Source organism: Flavobacterium aquidurense, from assembly GCF_031458035.1.
GTDB classification, from domain to species: Bacteria; Bacteroidota; Bacteroidia; order Flavobacteriales; family Flavobacteriaceae; genus Flavobacterium; species Flavobacterium aquidurense_C.
Genome location: NZ_JAVDXR010000005.1, coordinates 101,057 through 116,465, shown reverse-complemented (window position 1 = coordinate 116,465; position 15,409 = coordinate 101,057). Strand labels below are relative to the sequence as shown.

Here is a 15,409-nt window from a genome sequence, read left to right as displayed (position 1 = left end):
CTTTGTCGAGCTACTTGCGGGGATTGCTTCGCCAGTTCACTATCGTTCGTGTCCTCGTTTCTCGGAATGACATACTTTATGAATAATACAATCTTGCTAATCTTTGTCGAGCTTCTTGCGGGGATTCCTCGTTCCTCGGAATGACATACTTTGCGGTTACTTTGTCAATAATTTAATTAATAAATCAAGAGTTTACGTCCAGTTTGTCATTCCGAGGAACGAGGAATCCCCGCAAGTAGCTCCGTAATCCTATTCAAATAAGTAATTCAAAAAATCAAAGTCAGGATTAATTGTTTTTATAAGTTCTAATTTCTTTTTCCGATCCCACCCTTTAATTTCTTTCTCACGAGCAATCGCTTCATGAATCCACGTAAATTTTTCATAGTACAATAAAAATTGAACATTATACATTGATGTAAATGTCCTTTTCTTTAGTAAAATATTTTCTTGATGCTGACTTAATCTAATTCTTAAGTTATTGGTAACTCCAGTGTAGAAAACGGATCTAGGTTTATTCGTTAAAATATAGATGTAGTAAGTATGAAAACCTTCTTGAATGAGCATAATTTATTAAGATTCTATTTTTAAGTAAAAATAAGAAAAATCCTAAAAAAAAACTACAAGACCAACAACCCAAACTCTCGTAAAGTATTAACCGGCTTTGAATACCAAAACAATTCAAAGTCCTCTATTTCAGTTTCGAAGTCTGTTTTTATTTCCTGAAAAGTATAATTCTTAGCATTAGAAATTGAAATTTTATTTAAAATTTCTACCAGCCATTCACCTTCATTTTTGTTGGTCTGAAGATTGAAACTTTCTTTTTTATCGTGAAAAGTAAAACTCATCATTTCCCATGAATTTCCTTTTTTTGATTTTGTAAAATGTTCTATCGAAGGTCTTCCGCCAAGCCAAACCACTTTTGCATTTGGTTTTGTGTTGAAATCATTTCCTTCTTCAAGGGCATTAAAAATAAAATCGGGATCAATTTTAGTTTTTGGGATTTTAAAATCGAACCAATCTTGTAATTCGTAATCAAAACAGATTCCGTGCATGAAATTAAAAAGCGATTTCTTTAACCCAAAACTGAATTTATCGTGATTGATTCCTGTGGAATCTGTATAATCGATATCATTATTGGCGAATGTTCCAATCGCTTCCGTTGCTTTTGTAACACCAAATTTCTCCGGATATAAACCAACAGGACTGTGAGCCGTCATCGCAAATTGATGCCAAAAACCAGACTGCAGAATTCCAGCTTCGAACAATTGACGCACCATTTCGAGACTGTCAACGGTTTCCTGAATCGTCTGGGTTGGATATCCGTACATTAAATACGCATGAACCATAATGCCTGCTTCGGTAAAATTGCGGGTTACTTTTGCCACTTGTTCAACGGTTACGCCTTTGTCGATTAATTTTAATAAACGGTCTGAAGCTACTTCTAAACCACCCGAAACGGCAATACATCCGGAAGCTTTTAAGAGCAGGCATAAATCTTTAGAAAAGCTTTTTTCAAATCGAATGTTTGTCCACCAGGTTACTGCTAGTTTTCGGCGTAAAACTTCAAGAGCCAAAGCACGCATTAAAGCTGGCGGCGCTGCTTCATCAACAAAATGAAAACCATTCTGACCGGTTTGAAGCATCATTTCTTCCATTCTGTCGCACAACAAATTGGCTGCAACAGGCTCGTAAACCTTTATATAATCTAATGAAATATCGCAGAAAGTACATTTTCCCCAATAACAGCCGTGCGCCATTGTTAGTTTATTCCAACGACCGTCGCTCCACATTCTGTGCATTGGATTCACGATTTCGATAACCGAAATGTATTTATCCAAGGGCAAATCAGAATAATCCGGAGTTCCAACCTGAGCTTGTTTGTAATCGTGTTTTAGAGAATTATTTTTGTAGACCACTTCTCCATTTTCTAATAAAAAAGTTCTTTTATAGGAGTTGGAATTTGGATTTTCTAAATTGAAAATTAATTCTTCAATTGGAACTTCCCCATCATCCAAAGTAATAAAATCGAAGAATTCAAAAACACGTTTGTCTGAAAGTGAACGTAATTCAGTATTCGGGAAACCGCCGCCCATTGAAATCTTAATTTCAGGATGATTTTGTTTTACCCATTGTGCGCAACGAAAAGCGCTATATAAATTCCCCGGAAAGGGAACAGAAATTAAAAAGAAAGTTGGTTTTACCGTTTCGATTTTAGCTTTTAAAAGAGCTATTAAAATCGAATCAATATAAGTTGGTTCTTGCTGTAAAGCTTCGTACAATTCATCAAACGAATTAGCGCTTCGGCCCAAACGTTCGGCATAACGGCTAAAGCCAAAATTTTCATCGACACATTCTACTATAAAATCCGAAATATCTTCGAGATATAAAGTAGCTAAATGTTTTGCCTTGTCCTGCGTTCCCATTGTTCCGAAAGCCCAATCGAGTTCTTCTAATTGTGCAAAACGAGAAGCTTCAGGCAGAAAATCTTCCTGACAAATCTGCAACGCCAAAGTTGGATTTTTCCCCTGTAAAAACTGAATTACAGCATCAATAGTTTTGACATATTCATCTTGCAACGCAAAAATACGCTTAGAATTATCCGAGATTTCGTTTCCTGTAACTTCAAACTTGAAACCTGAAACCTGAAACAAATCAATCAAACCTTTCTTCGAAAACAATTCCAAAATCACATCAATACCTAAATCAGCCTGAGCAGATTCAATGTTTTTGGTATTTAGAAATCCTTTTATATAGGCTGTCGCCGGGTATGGCGTATTTAGCTGTGTAAAAGGCGGCGTTATGATGAAGAGTTTCGTTTTCAAAAGAAATGTTTTTGCAAAAATACGAGATATTTAGAGACTTTTTAAGGAAAGATTCACTGAGGAATTTTAGTTTTGTTTTGTAGATATTTAATTACATTTGCGATGACCCAAATTATTATAAATGAAGCAAAAATTACTTTTATTATTATTTTTATTTACCATTCAATTATTTTCACAAAACAAAAATCAATCTATTGGTTTTAAAGAAAATAAAGGTCAGATTATTGATCAGAAAGGAAAACCAAATACAGCCGTAAAATATCTATTAAATTCTAATGGATTAAATGTTCAACTTAAAAAAAACGGATTTTCTTATGATGTTTACGAGGTAACGAAGACTCCAATTGTAAGTTCGACAACGGCAAAAACACTTCCATATCCAACCTCGGAAAAAGATAAAGAAATAAAAGTCGAATATAATCTCGAATATACTTTTCATAGAATTGATATTGATTTTGTAAACTCAAATCCACAGGTCGAATTAATTACTGATCAGCAATCAAAAGACTTTGATAATTATTATAATATTCCGGACAAACCCGATGGAATTACTGGTGTTCGCGAATACAAGCAAATTACATATAAAAATATTTACCCCAATATTGATGTTGTTTTTACGGTTCCAAATGATCCTCAAAAAGTAGTTGAATATAATTTCATAATTCATCCGAAAGGAAAAATCTCTGACGTTCAATTAAAATTCAATGGTGCTGAAACCGAATTGATTGATAATAAAATTCAGATGAATGTTCGTTTTGGAAAAATGGAAGAAACATTGCCCGCGAGCTGGATTGAAGAAGGGAACAATAAAAAAGAAGTTTCAGTTGATTATAGAAAGATTAAAAAAGATGTTTATGGATTTAATTCTGCTAATTCAATAAATGACAAAACTATTGTTATCGATCCTGTACCAACTAGATTGTGGGGAACTTACTATGGCGGAGCAGATTATGACTACGCAACAGCAATTTTTGTAAAAGATGATTTTGTTTACATGGCCGGAATTACTTATAGTGCTCAAAACATTGCTTCTTCAGGGGCTTATCAAACTGCCTACGTCCCAGGTGGCAGTAATGATTCTTTTTTCTGCAAACTTAATTCAGATGGCACAAGGCTTTGGGGAACATATTACGGAGGTAGTAGTGCTGACAATATTGCGCAAATTAAAGTTTCAGACTTGAATAATATTTATATTGCTGGTTCTAGTATAAGTACCACAAACATAGCTACATTCGGCACTCATCAGCCTGTTAAAAGCGGTTATTTTGATGGTTTTGTAGCAAAATTTGATACTAATGGTATTCGTCAATGGGGAACTTATTATGGTGGTATGAATGGTGAAGAATTACATAGCATCGTAATTGATGCTAATGAAAATGTTTATATATCAGGCGAAACATTAAGTACTGAAAATATTTCTACCGTAGATGGCCATCAACCAATTAGTGGAAATGCTCCAGGTAAAAAAGATGGATTTATTGCAAAATTAGATAAAAATGGTATCAGGTTGTGGTCAACTTTTTATGGGGGAAATAATGACGATTACATCTCTGATTCGAAATTAGATTCTCACGGTGACATTGTTTTTTTAGGATTTACGCGCAGTAATAACAATATCTCAACTGCCAACTCATATCAAGAATTAATCCTTAATGAGGATAGTTTTTTGGTTAAATTTTCTCCTGATGGAACTAGAAAATGGGGTACATATCTTGGTGGAAATAACAATGATTTATTTTATTATCTTGGAATCGATGCCGCGAATAATTTATATTGCTTTGGAGAAACAAACAGTACATCAAATATTAGCACTCCAGGTGTTTTTCAAGAAAATTTCATTCCAAACAATTTAAATAAATGTGGAGGAATAATAAAACTTGATCCAAATGGGTTCAAAATTTGGGGATCATATTTTTTCCCTGAGGCGTTGGGTGGATCCGTTTCAAAAAATGGTTCCATTTATTTTGCAGGAAGAGTAGAAGATGGTTTTCTTCCCACAATGAATGCTTATCAAACAATTAAAAATGACGGAATTGAATCGTATTTGGTGAAATTTACCACGAATGGACAAAGGGAGTGGGCAACTTATTTTGGAGGAGAAATGGCTGATAATGGAAGGATAACCGAAGTTGATGATAAGTCCAATATTTATCTTGCCGGAAGCACTAGTAGTTTAACCAGCATTTCAACTCCTGGAACACATCAGCAAAATTTTTATCCCCAGCCAAATAACTATACGCCTAATATAGCGGATGCATTTTTAGTAAAATTTCAAGAATGTCTCACATATCCACTAATAACAAGTAACTCGCCAGTCTGTACAGGAAAAACTTTAGAACTAAAAGCTTCAGGGGGAACTAATTATTCCTGGACTGGACCAAATAGCTTTACATCAACACAACAGAATCCAATAATTACAAATGCAACAACTGCTAATAGCGGCGAATATAGTTGCTCTATAACAGGAACAGGTGGTTGCGATGGTATCCAAAAAATTAATGTTATTATTGGCGACATCGAAGCTCCTATTCCCAATCTTGCTACTCTCCCAACTGTAACGGGTGATTGTCATACGATTATAAACACAATTCCGACTGCAACTGATGCCTGTGCAGGTACAATTACAGGTACGACATCAAATTCATTATCTTACAGCTTACCCGGCACTTATACAATTGTTTGGAGTTTTAATGATGGAAATGGAAATACATCAATACAAAATCAAACCGTTACGATTACTGGTCAACCAATTCCATTTGCTTCTACACCTCAAAATTTCTGTATTAATTCAACTTTAGATAATATTCAAATTACAGGACAAAACAAAAAATGGTACGATGCTCTTACAGCGGGAGCAATTTTACCAAATACAACAGTACTTCAAAATAATGTAACGTATTACGCATCGCAAACTATAAACGGCTGCGAAAGCGAAAGAACACCTGTCACAATAAATCTTCAAAATACACTGCCTCCATCAGGAACTGCAAACCAACCATTTTGCTCGGGACAAAACCCGACAATTGCAGATATTCAAGTGAACGGAAATCTTATAAAATGGTATGATTCGGCTTCAAATGGTACACTTTTAACAACGACGAAAAGTCTTCAGGACGGAAAAACATATTATGCATCGCAGACCGTAAACAGTTGTGAAAGTCCAAGATTTGGGGTTACCGTTTCCGTAGGAAATACTCCTGATGCTCCTCTTGAAATTAATAGTCGAGCTTATTGCAAAAATGAAAAGGCAACACTAAGTAACATTCAGGTTTCTGGACAAAATCTAAAATGGTACAGTTCAAATATTGCAGCAGGATCTTTACCTAGTAATACTTTGTTAGAAAATAATGTGACTTACTATGTATCACAAACTACAGGATGTGAAAGCGAAAGAACTCCGGTTTTAGTAAAAGTTAGTGATACACCATTACCTACAGGAAAGAAAGAACAATCGTTTTGTATATATGAAAATGCAACTTTAGATAATATTCAAATCACAGGAACTTCTATTAAATGGTATGATGCTCTAACAGGCGGAAATGTTCTGGCAAGCACAAATTTGCTCAAAAATGGCTCTTACTACGCAACACAAACCCTTAACAGCTGTGAAAGTGAAAGACTAATGTTTACTATTACTATCCATGATACAAAATCGCCACTGGCCGATGATCCACAAACTTTCTGCTTTCAGGAAAATGCAATAATAAAAAACATTAAAATTTCCGGAGACAATGTAAAATGGTATAATGATCTTAACGCAGGAACAGAACTTTCAGAAGCTACTCCTCTTGAAAACGGAATTACCTATTATGCTTCGGAAACAGCAAATGAATGTGAAAGTAAAAGAACACCGGTAACCATTAAAATTCTCGCTGCTACAACGGCAGAATGTATCAATTTTGTTGATGAACTGCCTTATCCTAAGTTTTTCACACCAAACAATGATACTTATAATGATACCTGGACACTCGATTTTGCTTATTTAGCTCCAAACACAGGAATCAGGATTTTTGACCGATATGGCAAATTCATAAAGGAGCTTTCGCCTAATACTTCATGGAACGGAACGTATATTGGTCAAAATGCACCGGCATCTGATTATTGGTTTATTGTTACCCGATTAAATGGAACCGAATTTAGAGGACACTTTAGTTTAAAGAGATAATAAAAAAAGACCGTCTAAAAATTTAGACGGTCTTTCTTTATATTATTTATCTAAATATTAAAACTGATGCACTTTTTTAGAAATCACTAAAAACGAAAGTAAGGATATCAAAGCTGCTCCGGTCAGATAAAAACCAACGTAATTTAATCCGTAAGTACTTGCCAGCCAAATAGCGATCATTGGCGCAAATGCTGCTCCTAAGATTCCTGCCAAATTAAATGTCAGCGAAGCACCTGAGTAACGAACAGTAGTTGGGAATAACTCTGATAAAAAAGTTCCCAAAGGTCCGTAAGTGAATCCCATTAAAGACATTCCGATACAAACAAAGGCCGTAACCAAAACAGGACTTCCTGAATTAAGAAAATAAGAGAAGAAAAAACCAAAAACAGCAATACAAGCAGTAGTGATAATTAATATTTTTCGGCGACCAATTTTATCAGCTACTAAAGCCGAGATTGGAATAAAAAAGGCAAAAAACAATACTGAAAGCAACTGGATTAATAATGCATCTCTTTTACTAAAACCTAAGTCGGAAGTAGCCCAGCTTAGTGTAAAAACAGTCATTAAGTAGAAAACTAAGAAGGTTGTTACTGCAGATAATGTCCCGAAAATTAACTGATTTTGGTATGATTTCAGCAAAGTAAAAAACGGAACTTTAACTTCTTTTTGTTCTAATTTAGAATTCTCAAATGCCGGTGTTTCGCTAATTTTCAAACGAATATAAAATCCAACAATTACCAATAAGGAACTGGCGATAAACGGAATTCTCCATCCATAATCCATAAAAGCTTCACTACTCATCGTATCTGTTAAAATTAAAAATGTACCGCCAGAAAGCAGTAAACCAATTGGCGCACCCAATTGCGGAAACATTCCGTACCAGGCACGTTTATGTGGAGGAGCATTTTCAATTGCCAATAAAACAGCTCCACCCCACTCGCCTCCTAAACCAACTCCTTGTCCAAATCGGCATAACATCAATAAAATTGGAGCAGCGATACCAATGCTTGCAAAACCTGGTAAAAAACCTATCGCTATCGTCGACAATCCCATTGTTAATAAGGCCACAACTAAGGTGACTTTACGTCCAATTTTATCTCCATAATGTCCAAAAACTGCCGATCCTAAAGGTCTCGACAAAAAGGCAATCGAAAACGTAGCCAACGATTGAAGCGTAGAGCTTGTACTATCGGTTCCCGGAAAAAATAATTGTGGAAAAACCAATACCGCTGCATTGGCATAAATATAAAAATCAAAAAATTCGATTGTAGTACCGATTAAGCTACCAAAAAGAACATGTCGTAAGGAATTCTCCTGATTAGAGGTATTTTTCATGAAAATAGATATAACTTTTTTACTTGCAAAAATAGAATTTCATTATTAATAATTCAGCTTTAACCAAATAAGTTTTAGAAGACTATTTATTTTTAACAAATTATCTAAATTATCACTTTCAGACATTAACTTTAACCCGAAAAATAAAAACCTGATTACAAAGTCTTTAAATTCAAAAATAAAAATCAAATCATAAGCAATAGTTAAAACCGTTTTTAACTATTTATTTTCATTAAATTTACAGCTATCAAAAATAAATTTAAAATTATGCCTACCGACTGTATCAGCTATCAAACCTCAGGATATTTTTCTAAGTTAATGCAAGATTATCTAGATCAAAAATCAGAATTAAAACAGCTGTACAATCATTTTCCAACATTGGAAAACTTCGAAAAACAAATCACTGAAAAACAGGCAAACTTTGATAACGCAAACAGAATTCCGTTAGTTGAAACTTTAAAAAAGCAATATCAAAACATTGAAATTTCAGATGCGACAAAACAAAATATAGCGCTTTTATCTCATCAATGTACTTTTACAATTACTACCGGACATCAATTAAATTTGTTTAGCGGACCGTTGTATTTCTTATATAAAATCATTTCTACAATTAATTTAACCAAAGAATTAAAATCGAAATATCCATCGTATAATTTTGTTCCGATTTATTGGATGGCCACTGAGGATCATGATTTTGAAGAGATAAATTATTTTAACTTTAAAGGAAAAAAGTTTCGGTGGAATAAAGAAAGTACTGGTCCTGTCGGAAGGCTTTCGACAGAAGGTTTAGCTGAATTTTTTGAAATATATTCAAAAGAATTAGGATCAAGCACTAATGCAAATGTTCTTAAAAAACTCTTTGAAGATGCTTATTTAAAGCACGAAAATCTAGCCGATGCAACTCGTTTTTTAGCCAATAGTTTGTTCGCTAATTATGGTTTAGTCATTTTAGATGCAGATGATGCAGCTTTAAAACAAGCTTTCATTCCTTTTGCAAAAGAAGAACTTGAAGAGCAAACTTCGTTTAAAACCGTTCAAAAAACCATCGAGCAATTTAAAGATTACACGGTTCAGGTAAATCCACGCGAAATCAATTTATTTTATATTGAAGATGATTTGCGCGAACGAATAATATTCGAAAATGACAAGTACATCATTAACAATACTAAAATCTCGTTTTCTAAAGAAGAAATTCTAAAATTATTGGAAAAGAATCCGGAGAAATTTAGTCCAAATGTGATTATGCGTCCGTTGTATCAGGAAATAATTTTGCCTAATTTATGCTACATTGGAGGAGGCGGAGAAATTGCGTATTGGTTAGAATTAAAATCATTTTTTGAAGCTGTAAATATAACTTTCCCAATGCTTCTAGTTCGAAACTCTGTACTTTTAACAACTGAAAAACAAGTTAAAAAAGCAGACCAATTAAAATTAAGCTGGGCTGATTTATTTACAAAACCTGCTAATTTGATCAATGCAATTACGCACAAATTATCAGCGTTTCCAATTGATTTAACCCCACAAAAGGACACGCTAACAAAACAATTTGAATATCTTTATGAACTTGCCCAGCAAACCGACAAATCATTTACCGGAGCAGTAAAAGCACAGGAAGTAAAACAGAAAAAAGGATTGGAAAACCTTGAAAAACGATTATTAAAAGCGCAAAAAAGAAAACTGGATAACGAATTGCAACGTGTTACAGATTTACAATTTGAGCTATTTCCAAATCAAAGTTTACAGGAGCGTCAATCTAATTTTTCAGAATTCTATATTGAAAAAGGAGAACAATTGATTCCGCTTTTAATTCAGAAATTAAAACCATTAGAAACGAATTTTAATATCATAACGATTTAAAACAAACACATAAAAATAAAGTAATAATCATCAGAATAAATAACCACCTCTTCTGAAATTATTGCCTCTCAAACCAAATAGTAACTTTTAAAACAAAAACTAACCTATTACCAAAAACTATGACCAGAGAGCGCTTGATTTCATTAGATGTCTTCAGAGGATTAACGATTTTATTAATGACTATTGTAAACAACCCGGGTGATTGGGGCCATGTTTACGCACCACTTTTACATTCCGAATGGCATGGGTGTACGCCAACCGATTTAGTTTTTCCTTTTTTTATCTTTATTATGGGAGTTGCAGTTCCACTTGCAATGCCAGGTAAAAACTGGGATGATACAACTTTCAATAAAATATTTATTCGCTCTTTAAGAATGTTCTGTCTCGGAATATTCTTTAATTATTTCGCCAAAATACAGCTTTTTGGCCTTGACGGAATTGCACTTCTAATCGGTCGTTTAGTAATTACAATTGCTGTGGGTTATGCCTTAATGGGCAATTTTAGTTCAAAAGTCAAAAATACCCTGGCTTTATCCATTCTGATTATTTACCTCTTTTTAGCTTATAGTGGAATTGAAGCCTATCATGATGTCCGTTTACCAGGTGTTTTACAACGAATAGCCATTGTTTATTTTGTGGTTTCGCTTTTATATTTAAAAACCACTCAAAAAACACAAATCATAACAGGAGTAGTTTTATTGCTAGGTTATTGGGCCATTATGACTTTAATCCCTGTTCCCGGAATTGGTGCTGCAAACCTTGAAAAAGGAACCAATTTAGCTTCATGGGTTGACAGCATTTTGTTAAAAGGACATATGTATCAGGAAACTGTAAGCTGGGATCCGGAAGGAATTCTAAGTACAATTCCATCAATCGTAAACGGAATTGTCGGTTTATTGATTGGTCAAATACTGCAGCGTGAAATCACAAAAAATAAAAAAGCTCAAAAAATGGCGATTGCCGGAGTCACACTTATTGTTGCCGGACTACTTTGGAATATCTTTTTTCCGATAAACAAATCATTATGGACCAGCAGTTATGTGCTTTATACAACCGGATTAGCGACAACAGTTTTAGCTATCTTATATTATGTAATCGATATTGCCGATTATAAAAAAGGTTTTAAACTATTTTTAATTTGGGGCGTCAATCCTATGATTGTGTTTTTTGCATCAGAAATTATTCCGCAAGCTCTGGTTATGATTGAATTTCAAAATCCACACAATCCGGAAGAAAAAATAAATCTTTTAAATTATCTATACTTCTTCGGAATCGCACCATTTTTCAGTAATCCAATGTCGGCTTCATTAGCAGGTGCTTTAGTATATGTGGCAATCTGGACATTTATTTTATGGATATTCTACAAAAACAAACTGATTTTCAAAGTCTAATTTCTTATCAATATATCACGTAGAGACGCACAGCAGTGCGTCTTTTTTTTATATTCAAATCTCATAATTCAATATTTAGCATTTTTCCTTGCTAAAACGCCAATTCATGATGTTTAAATTATGAATTTATTAAAATCAATTCATAAAAAAAGTCTACTTTTGCACAAAATTTAAAAACACGAAAATGGCAACAAATAGAACTTTTACAATGATTAAGCCAGATGCTGTAGCAAACGGACACATCGGGAACATCTTAGCAATGATTACAAACGGAGGTTTCAAAATCGTTTCACTAAAATTAACTCAATTAACTGTAGCTGACGCTCAGGCATTTTATGCTGTACATGCTGCAAGACCTTTCTACGGAGAATTAGTTGAATTTATGTCACGCGGACCAATCGTTGCTGCTATTTTAGAAAAAGACAACGCAGTAGAAGATTTCAGAACTTTAATTGGAGCTACAAATCCAGCTGAAGCTGCTGAAGGAACTATACGTAAAGCATACGCAACTTCTATCGGAGAAAATGCAGTTCACGGTTCTGATAGCGATGAAAATGCAGCTATCGAAGGTGCATTCCATTTTGCTGGAAGAGAGCAGTTTTAATTTTTAGACATCTTAGATTGTTAGAATTATAGACTAACTTAGATTTCCTAAAATCTTAATAAAAAGAAACCCACTTCTATGAAGTGGGTTTCTTTTTTAAATAAATAAACTTTTATCCTTTCTAACAATCTAACATGTCTAAGTCAGTCTAAAAATCTAAGAAGTCTAGCGTAAAACAACTTCCTTCACCACTTCACGCCCCAGTTCCTCATTAATCATTTTCACGATTTTAGATTTCCCATGACTTAATTCTTCTCTTAAAACGGCAGATCCAAGTTCGACATAGAGTGTACTCCCTTTCAAAACAACGTTTTTAGTATACGTGTTCACACCATTTCCCATCAGCTGCCTCCACGCTTCTTTTACATCAATCTGATCCATTCCGGGCTGTAATTTATTCACCTGAATAATCTGGTGCAAAACATCGCCAATCGAACTTTGATTATTTAGTCTCTTTGCCATCATTTAATATGTTTAGTGGTCCTGCTTTTTTATAATGATATTCTTTTTGCTGCGCGTTTTTAACAACAAACTCTTTGTCCGAAATTGAAATTAACTCTTCGCTCCACTTCGCATAATCTGTTTTATAATCCAAAAAAGTTCCTTTATCAGTAAATCGAACAGAAACATTTTCGAATGTATTTGTGGTCAAAAAAGAGCCGTCAAGTTGTGCCATAACCTTTGTTCTGGTTCCTTTGGTTCCTTTAATTTGAAAATAATCAAAATTCTCATTCATTCCATAATCCTTCACTTCTCCCTCATCAAAAACTACTTTTTCAATTTCCCAATAGCCATTCAGTTTTGCAATATCTGCCGGTTTAATTTCTTGCTTGCAGCTAACAAACAAAAGCGACAAAACCAAAATCATAAAAGTATTTTTCATATAATAATGTTTATAAGGAGCTGATTCCCGCTGTCCGCTATATCTTTTCCTGGCTAAAGAAGCCAGAAAAAGGATACCGCTCCCATCGGGGCTAGGACTCCAGTTTTCAAAAGAAATTTTGTGAGATACAAAGTTAACTTTATATCGTTCAAAAGAAATATTTTCATAAATTTTATTAAATGAAAAACGCAACAAAAAACTACAGTAACAGTTCCCGTCGCGTTGGAAGATTCGATTAGATTGTCTCAAAAAGCAGGAAGATAATGATCCTTTTATTATACCCCGAATAAATGAAACTAATTTTACAGAATTCCTATAATTAGATTATTTCTTAGTGCGGATTCTTTTAAGCATACCTGCAAAAAACAAACCTAAACCTAAAACCAATAAGATATAATAAAAAGCTAAACTTTTATCTTTAAGCACATTAGCTAAAACAAAACATACAACACTTGCGAAATAAAAAGTAACAGGCGTTACATTTTTTAAAGAAGAAAAATTCATTTAATTACCTGAATATTATTTAAAAAAACTATCTACGAATTCGTATTTATTAAAGACTTGCAAATCTTCAATTCCTTCACCAACTCCAATGTATTTTACCGGAATCTGGAATTGATCTGAAATACCAATCACAACGCCCCCTTTTGCAGTTCCGTCTAATTTTGTTACCGCTAATGAAGTTACTTCTGTTGCTGCTGTAAATTGTTTTGCCTGCTCAAAAGCATTTTGACCTGTTGAACCGTCTAAAACTAAAAGAACATCGTGAGGGGCATCAGCAACTACTTTCTGCATCACACGCTTCACTTTCGTAAGCTCGTTCATCAAATTAATTTTATTATGAAGACGTCCCGCAGTGTCAATAATAACTACATCCGCATTTTGAGCTACGGCAGATTGTAAAGTATCAAAAGCCACAGAAGCTGGGTCACTTCCCATATTTTGTCTTACGATTGGCACATCAACACGATCTGCCCAAACTTGCAATTGATCTATTGCAGCAGCACGAAACGTATCTGCAGCACCTAAAACCACTTTATAACCTGCTTTTTTAAATTGATAAGCCAATTTACCGATTGTCGTAGTTTTTCCAACTCCATTAACACCAACTACCATTAAAACGTATGGTTTTTTATCTTTCGGAATTTCAAATTCAGTTGCTTCGCCAGTATTGGTTTCAGACAATAATGCACCTATTTCGTCACGAAGAATTTGATTTAACTCATCTGTTCCTAAATATTTATCTTCAGCAACGCGTTTTTCGATTCTTGTAATAATTTTCAAAGTTGTGTTTACACCAACATCAGAAGCAACCAGAATTTCCTCCAGATTATCTAAAACGTCGTCATCGACTTTTGATTTTCCGGCAACGGCTTTGCTTAACTTTGAGAAAAAAGTAGTTTTTGATTTTTCAAGACCTTTGTCTAAAGTCTCTTTTTTATCAGTGGAGAATAATTTTTTAAAAAAACTCATTTTTATAGGTTGTTAGTTTTTTTGATTACATGATTTTTCAATCTAAATAATCCTTACTATTCAAAGAAAGCTAAAATTAGGCAGGCTTCTTTAAATTTTAGACAAATATAAAAAATAAAAAAGCTACTTCCGAATGAAAGTAGCTTTTCTATATAGTGTGATTGTAATTATTTCTTTTTCAAGAATTCATCAACTTCTTCAGGAGACATAATAGATTCTACGAATGTATATGCACCAGTTTTAGGAGATTTCACCATTTTGATGGCTTTTGACAATCTCTTAGAAGATGTTTGTAACGATGCTACGGTTTTCTTTGCCATGATTCAAATGTTATTGAAGCTTTTATAAAACTCGAATGGCAAAACCATTGAGACTTATAAAAATCTCTAATTATTACTTAATTTCTTTGTGAACAGTTACGCGTTTCAAGATTGGATTAAATTTTTTAATCTCTAATCTATCCGGAGTATTTTTTTTGTTCTTAGTTGTAATGTATCTAGAAGTTCCTGCTACACCAGAAGTCTTGTGCTCAGTACATTCCAAAATTACCTGGATTCTATTACCTTTCTTTGCCATCTTGCTATATATTTATTTAGGAAAAGATTATTTGATAAATCCTTCTGACTGCGCTTTTTTCAAAACTGCAGAAATTCCATTTTTATTAATTGTTTTTATCGTAGATGCTGCTACTCTAAGAGTAATCCATCTATCTTCTTCTGGAAGATAAAAACGCTTTTTAACTAAGTTTACAGAAAACTTTCTCTTAGTTTTGTTCATAGCGTGAGAAACGTTATTTCCTACCATCGCTCTTTTACCTGTAAGGTCACAAACTCTTGACATTATACTTATCTTTTATCGTTATTCAAAATCAGGGTGCAA

At 33.9% G+C, this 15,409-nt stretch carries 13 protein-coding genes; 4 read left to right on the top strand and 9 right to left on the bottom strand.

The genetic code is table 11. The features are described 5' to 3' along the window. Positions 1-249: 249 nt before the first annotated feature. Both J2X17_RS09775 and J2X17_RS09770 read right to left on the bottom strand, forming a co-directional pair. The gene (locus tag J2X17_RS09775) at positions 250-564 is read right to left on the bottom strand and encodes a GIY-YIG nuclease family protein (protein ID WP_409025257.1); all 315 of its coding nucleotides are present in this window, start codon (positions 562-564) and stop codon (positions 250-252) included. Between the two features lie 53 nt (positions 565-617). After that, entirely contained in the window at positions 618-2,822 is a 2,205-nt protein-coding gene (locus tag J2X17_RS09770; RefSeq protein WP_310297005.1) for a B12-binding domain-containing radical SAM protein, read from the bottom strand. Between the two features lie 121 nt (positions 2,823-2,943). Between J2X17_RS09770 and J2X17_RS09765 the strand changes: the two genes are divergently transcribed. After that, positions 2,944-6,987 carry a DUF7948 domain-containing protein gene (locus J2X17_RS09765; RefSeq protein WP_310297002.1) on the top strand — a complete coding sequence of 1,348 codons (4,044 nt, stop codon included), beginning with the start codon at positions 2,944-2,946 and terminating at the stop codon, positions 6,985-6,987. A 57-nt stretch (positions 6,988-7,044) separates the two neighbouring features. On the opposite strand, the gene J2X17_RS09760 is transcribed toward J2X17_RS09765, so the two are convergent. Then, complete coding sequence (locus tag J2X17_RS09760) at positions 7,045-8,322, bottom strand: MFS transporter (protein ID WP_310297000.1); 1,278 nt, start codon at positions 8,320-8,322, stop codon at positions 7,045-7,047. Between the two features lie 267 nt (positions 8,323-8,589). Between J2X17_RS09760 and bshC the strand changes: the two genes are divergently transcribed. The 3 genes from bshC to J2X17_RS09745 all read left to right on the top strand — a co-directional run bounded on the left by bshC (position 8,590) and on the right by J2X17_RS09745 (position 12,174). Further along, positions 8,590-10,179 carry a bacillithiol biosynthesis cysteine-adding enzyme BshC gene (gene bshC, locus J2X17_RS09755; RefSeq protein ID WP_310296997.1) on the top strand — a complete coding sequence of 530 codons (1,590 nt, stop codon included), beginning with the start codon at positions 8,590-8,592 and terminating at the stop codon, positions 10,177-10,179. 119 nt (positions 10,180-10,298) lie between these two features. Continuing rightward, positions 10,299-11,570 (top strand): acyltransferase family protein, encoded by a 1,272-nt coding sequence (locus J2X17_RS09750; protein ID WP_310296994.1) that lies wholly within the window; start codon positions 10,299-10,301, stop codon positions 11,568-11,570. A gap of 184 nt (positions 11,571-11,754) precedes the next feature. Continuing rightward, complete coding sequence (locus J2X17_RS09745) at positions 11,755-12,174, top strand: nucleoside-diphosphate kinase (protein ID WP_026984871.1); 420 nt, start codon at positions 11,755-11,757, stop codon at positions 12,172-12,174. Between the two features lie 165 nt (positions 12,175-12,339). Here J2X17_RS09745 and J2X17_RS09740 read toward each other — a convergent pair whose 3' ends face one another. The 6 genes from J2X17_RS09740 to rpmB form a co-directional block, all read right to left on the bottom strand. Continuing rightward, entirely contained in the window at positions 12,340-12,636 is a 297-nt protein-coding gene (locus J2X17_RS09740; RefSeq protein ID WP_310297593.1) for a DciA family protein, read from the bottom strand. Next, positions 12,617-13,057 carry a hypothetical protein gene (locus J2X17_RS09735; protein WP_310296990.1) on the bottom strand — a complete coding sequence of 147 codons (441 nt, stop codon included), beginning with the start codon at positions 13,055-13,057 and terminating at the stop codon, positions 12,617-12,619. Before J2X17_RS09735 ends, J2X17_RS09740 begins: the two co-directional genes overlap by 20 nt. A gap of 519 nt (positions 13,058-13,576) precedes the next feature. Further along, positions 13,577-14,530, bottom strand: a complete 954-nt coding sequence (ftsY, locus tag J2X17_RS09730) for a signal recognition particle-docking protein FtsY (RefSeq protein WP_310296988.1) — start codon at positions 14,528-14,530, stop codon at positions 13,577-13,579. A gap of 167 nt (positions 14,531-14,697) precedes the next feature. Continuing rightward, entirely contained in the window at positions 14,698-14,850 is a 153-nt protein-coding gene (locus J2X17_RS09725; RefSeq protein WP_121329246.1) for a DUF4295 domain-containing protein, read from the bottom strand. A 73-nt stretch (positions 14,851-14,923) separates the two neighbouring features. After that, positions 14,924-15,106: a 50S ribosomal protein L33 gene (gene rpmG, locus J2X17_RS09720; RefSeq protein ID WP_017495179.1), complete on the bottom strand. Its 183-nt coding sequence runs from the start codon at positions 15,104-15,106 to the stop codon at positions 14,924-14,926. Positions 15,107-15,133: 27 nt separating this feature from the next. Further along, positions 15,134-15,370 (bottom strand): 50S ribosomal protein L28, encoded by a 237-nt coding sequence (gene rpmB / locus J2X17_RS09715; protein WP_007805815.1) that lies wholly within the window; start codon positions 15,368-15,370, stop codon positions 15,134-15,136. Positions 15,371-15,409: the final 39 nt, after the last annotated feature.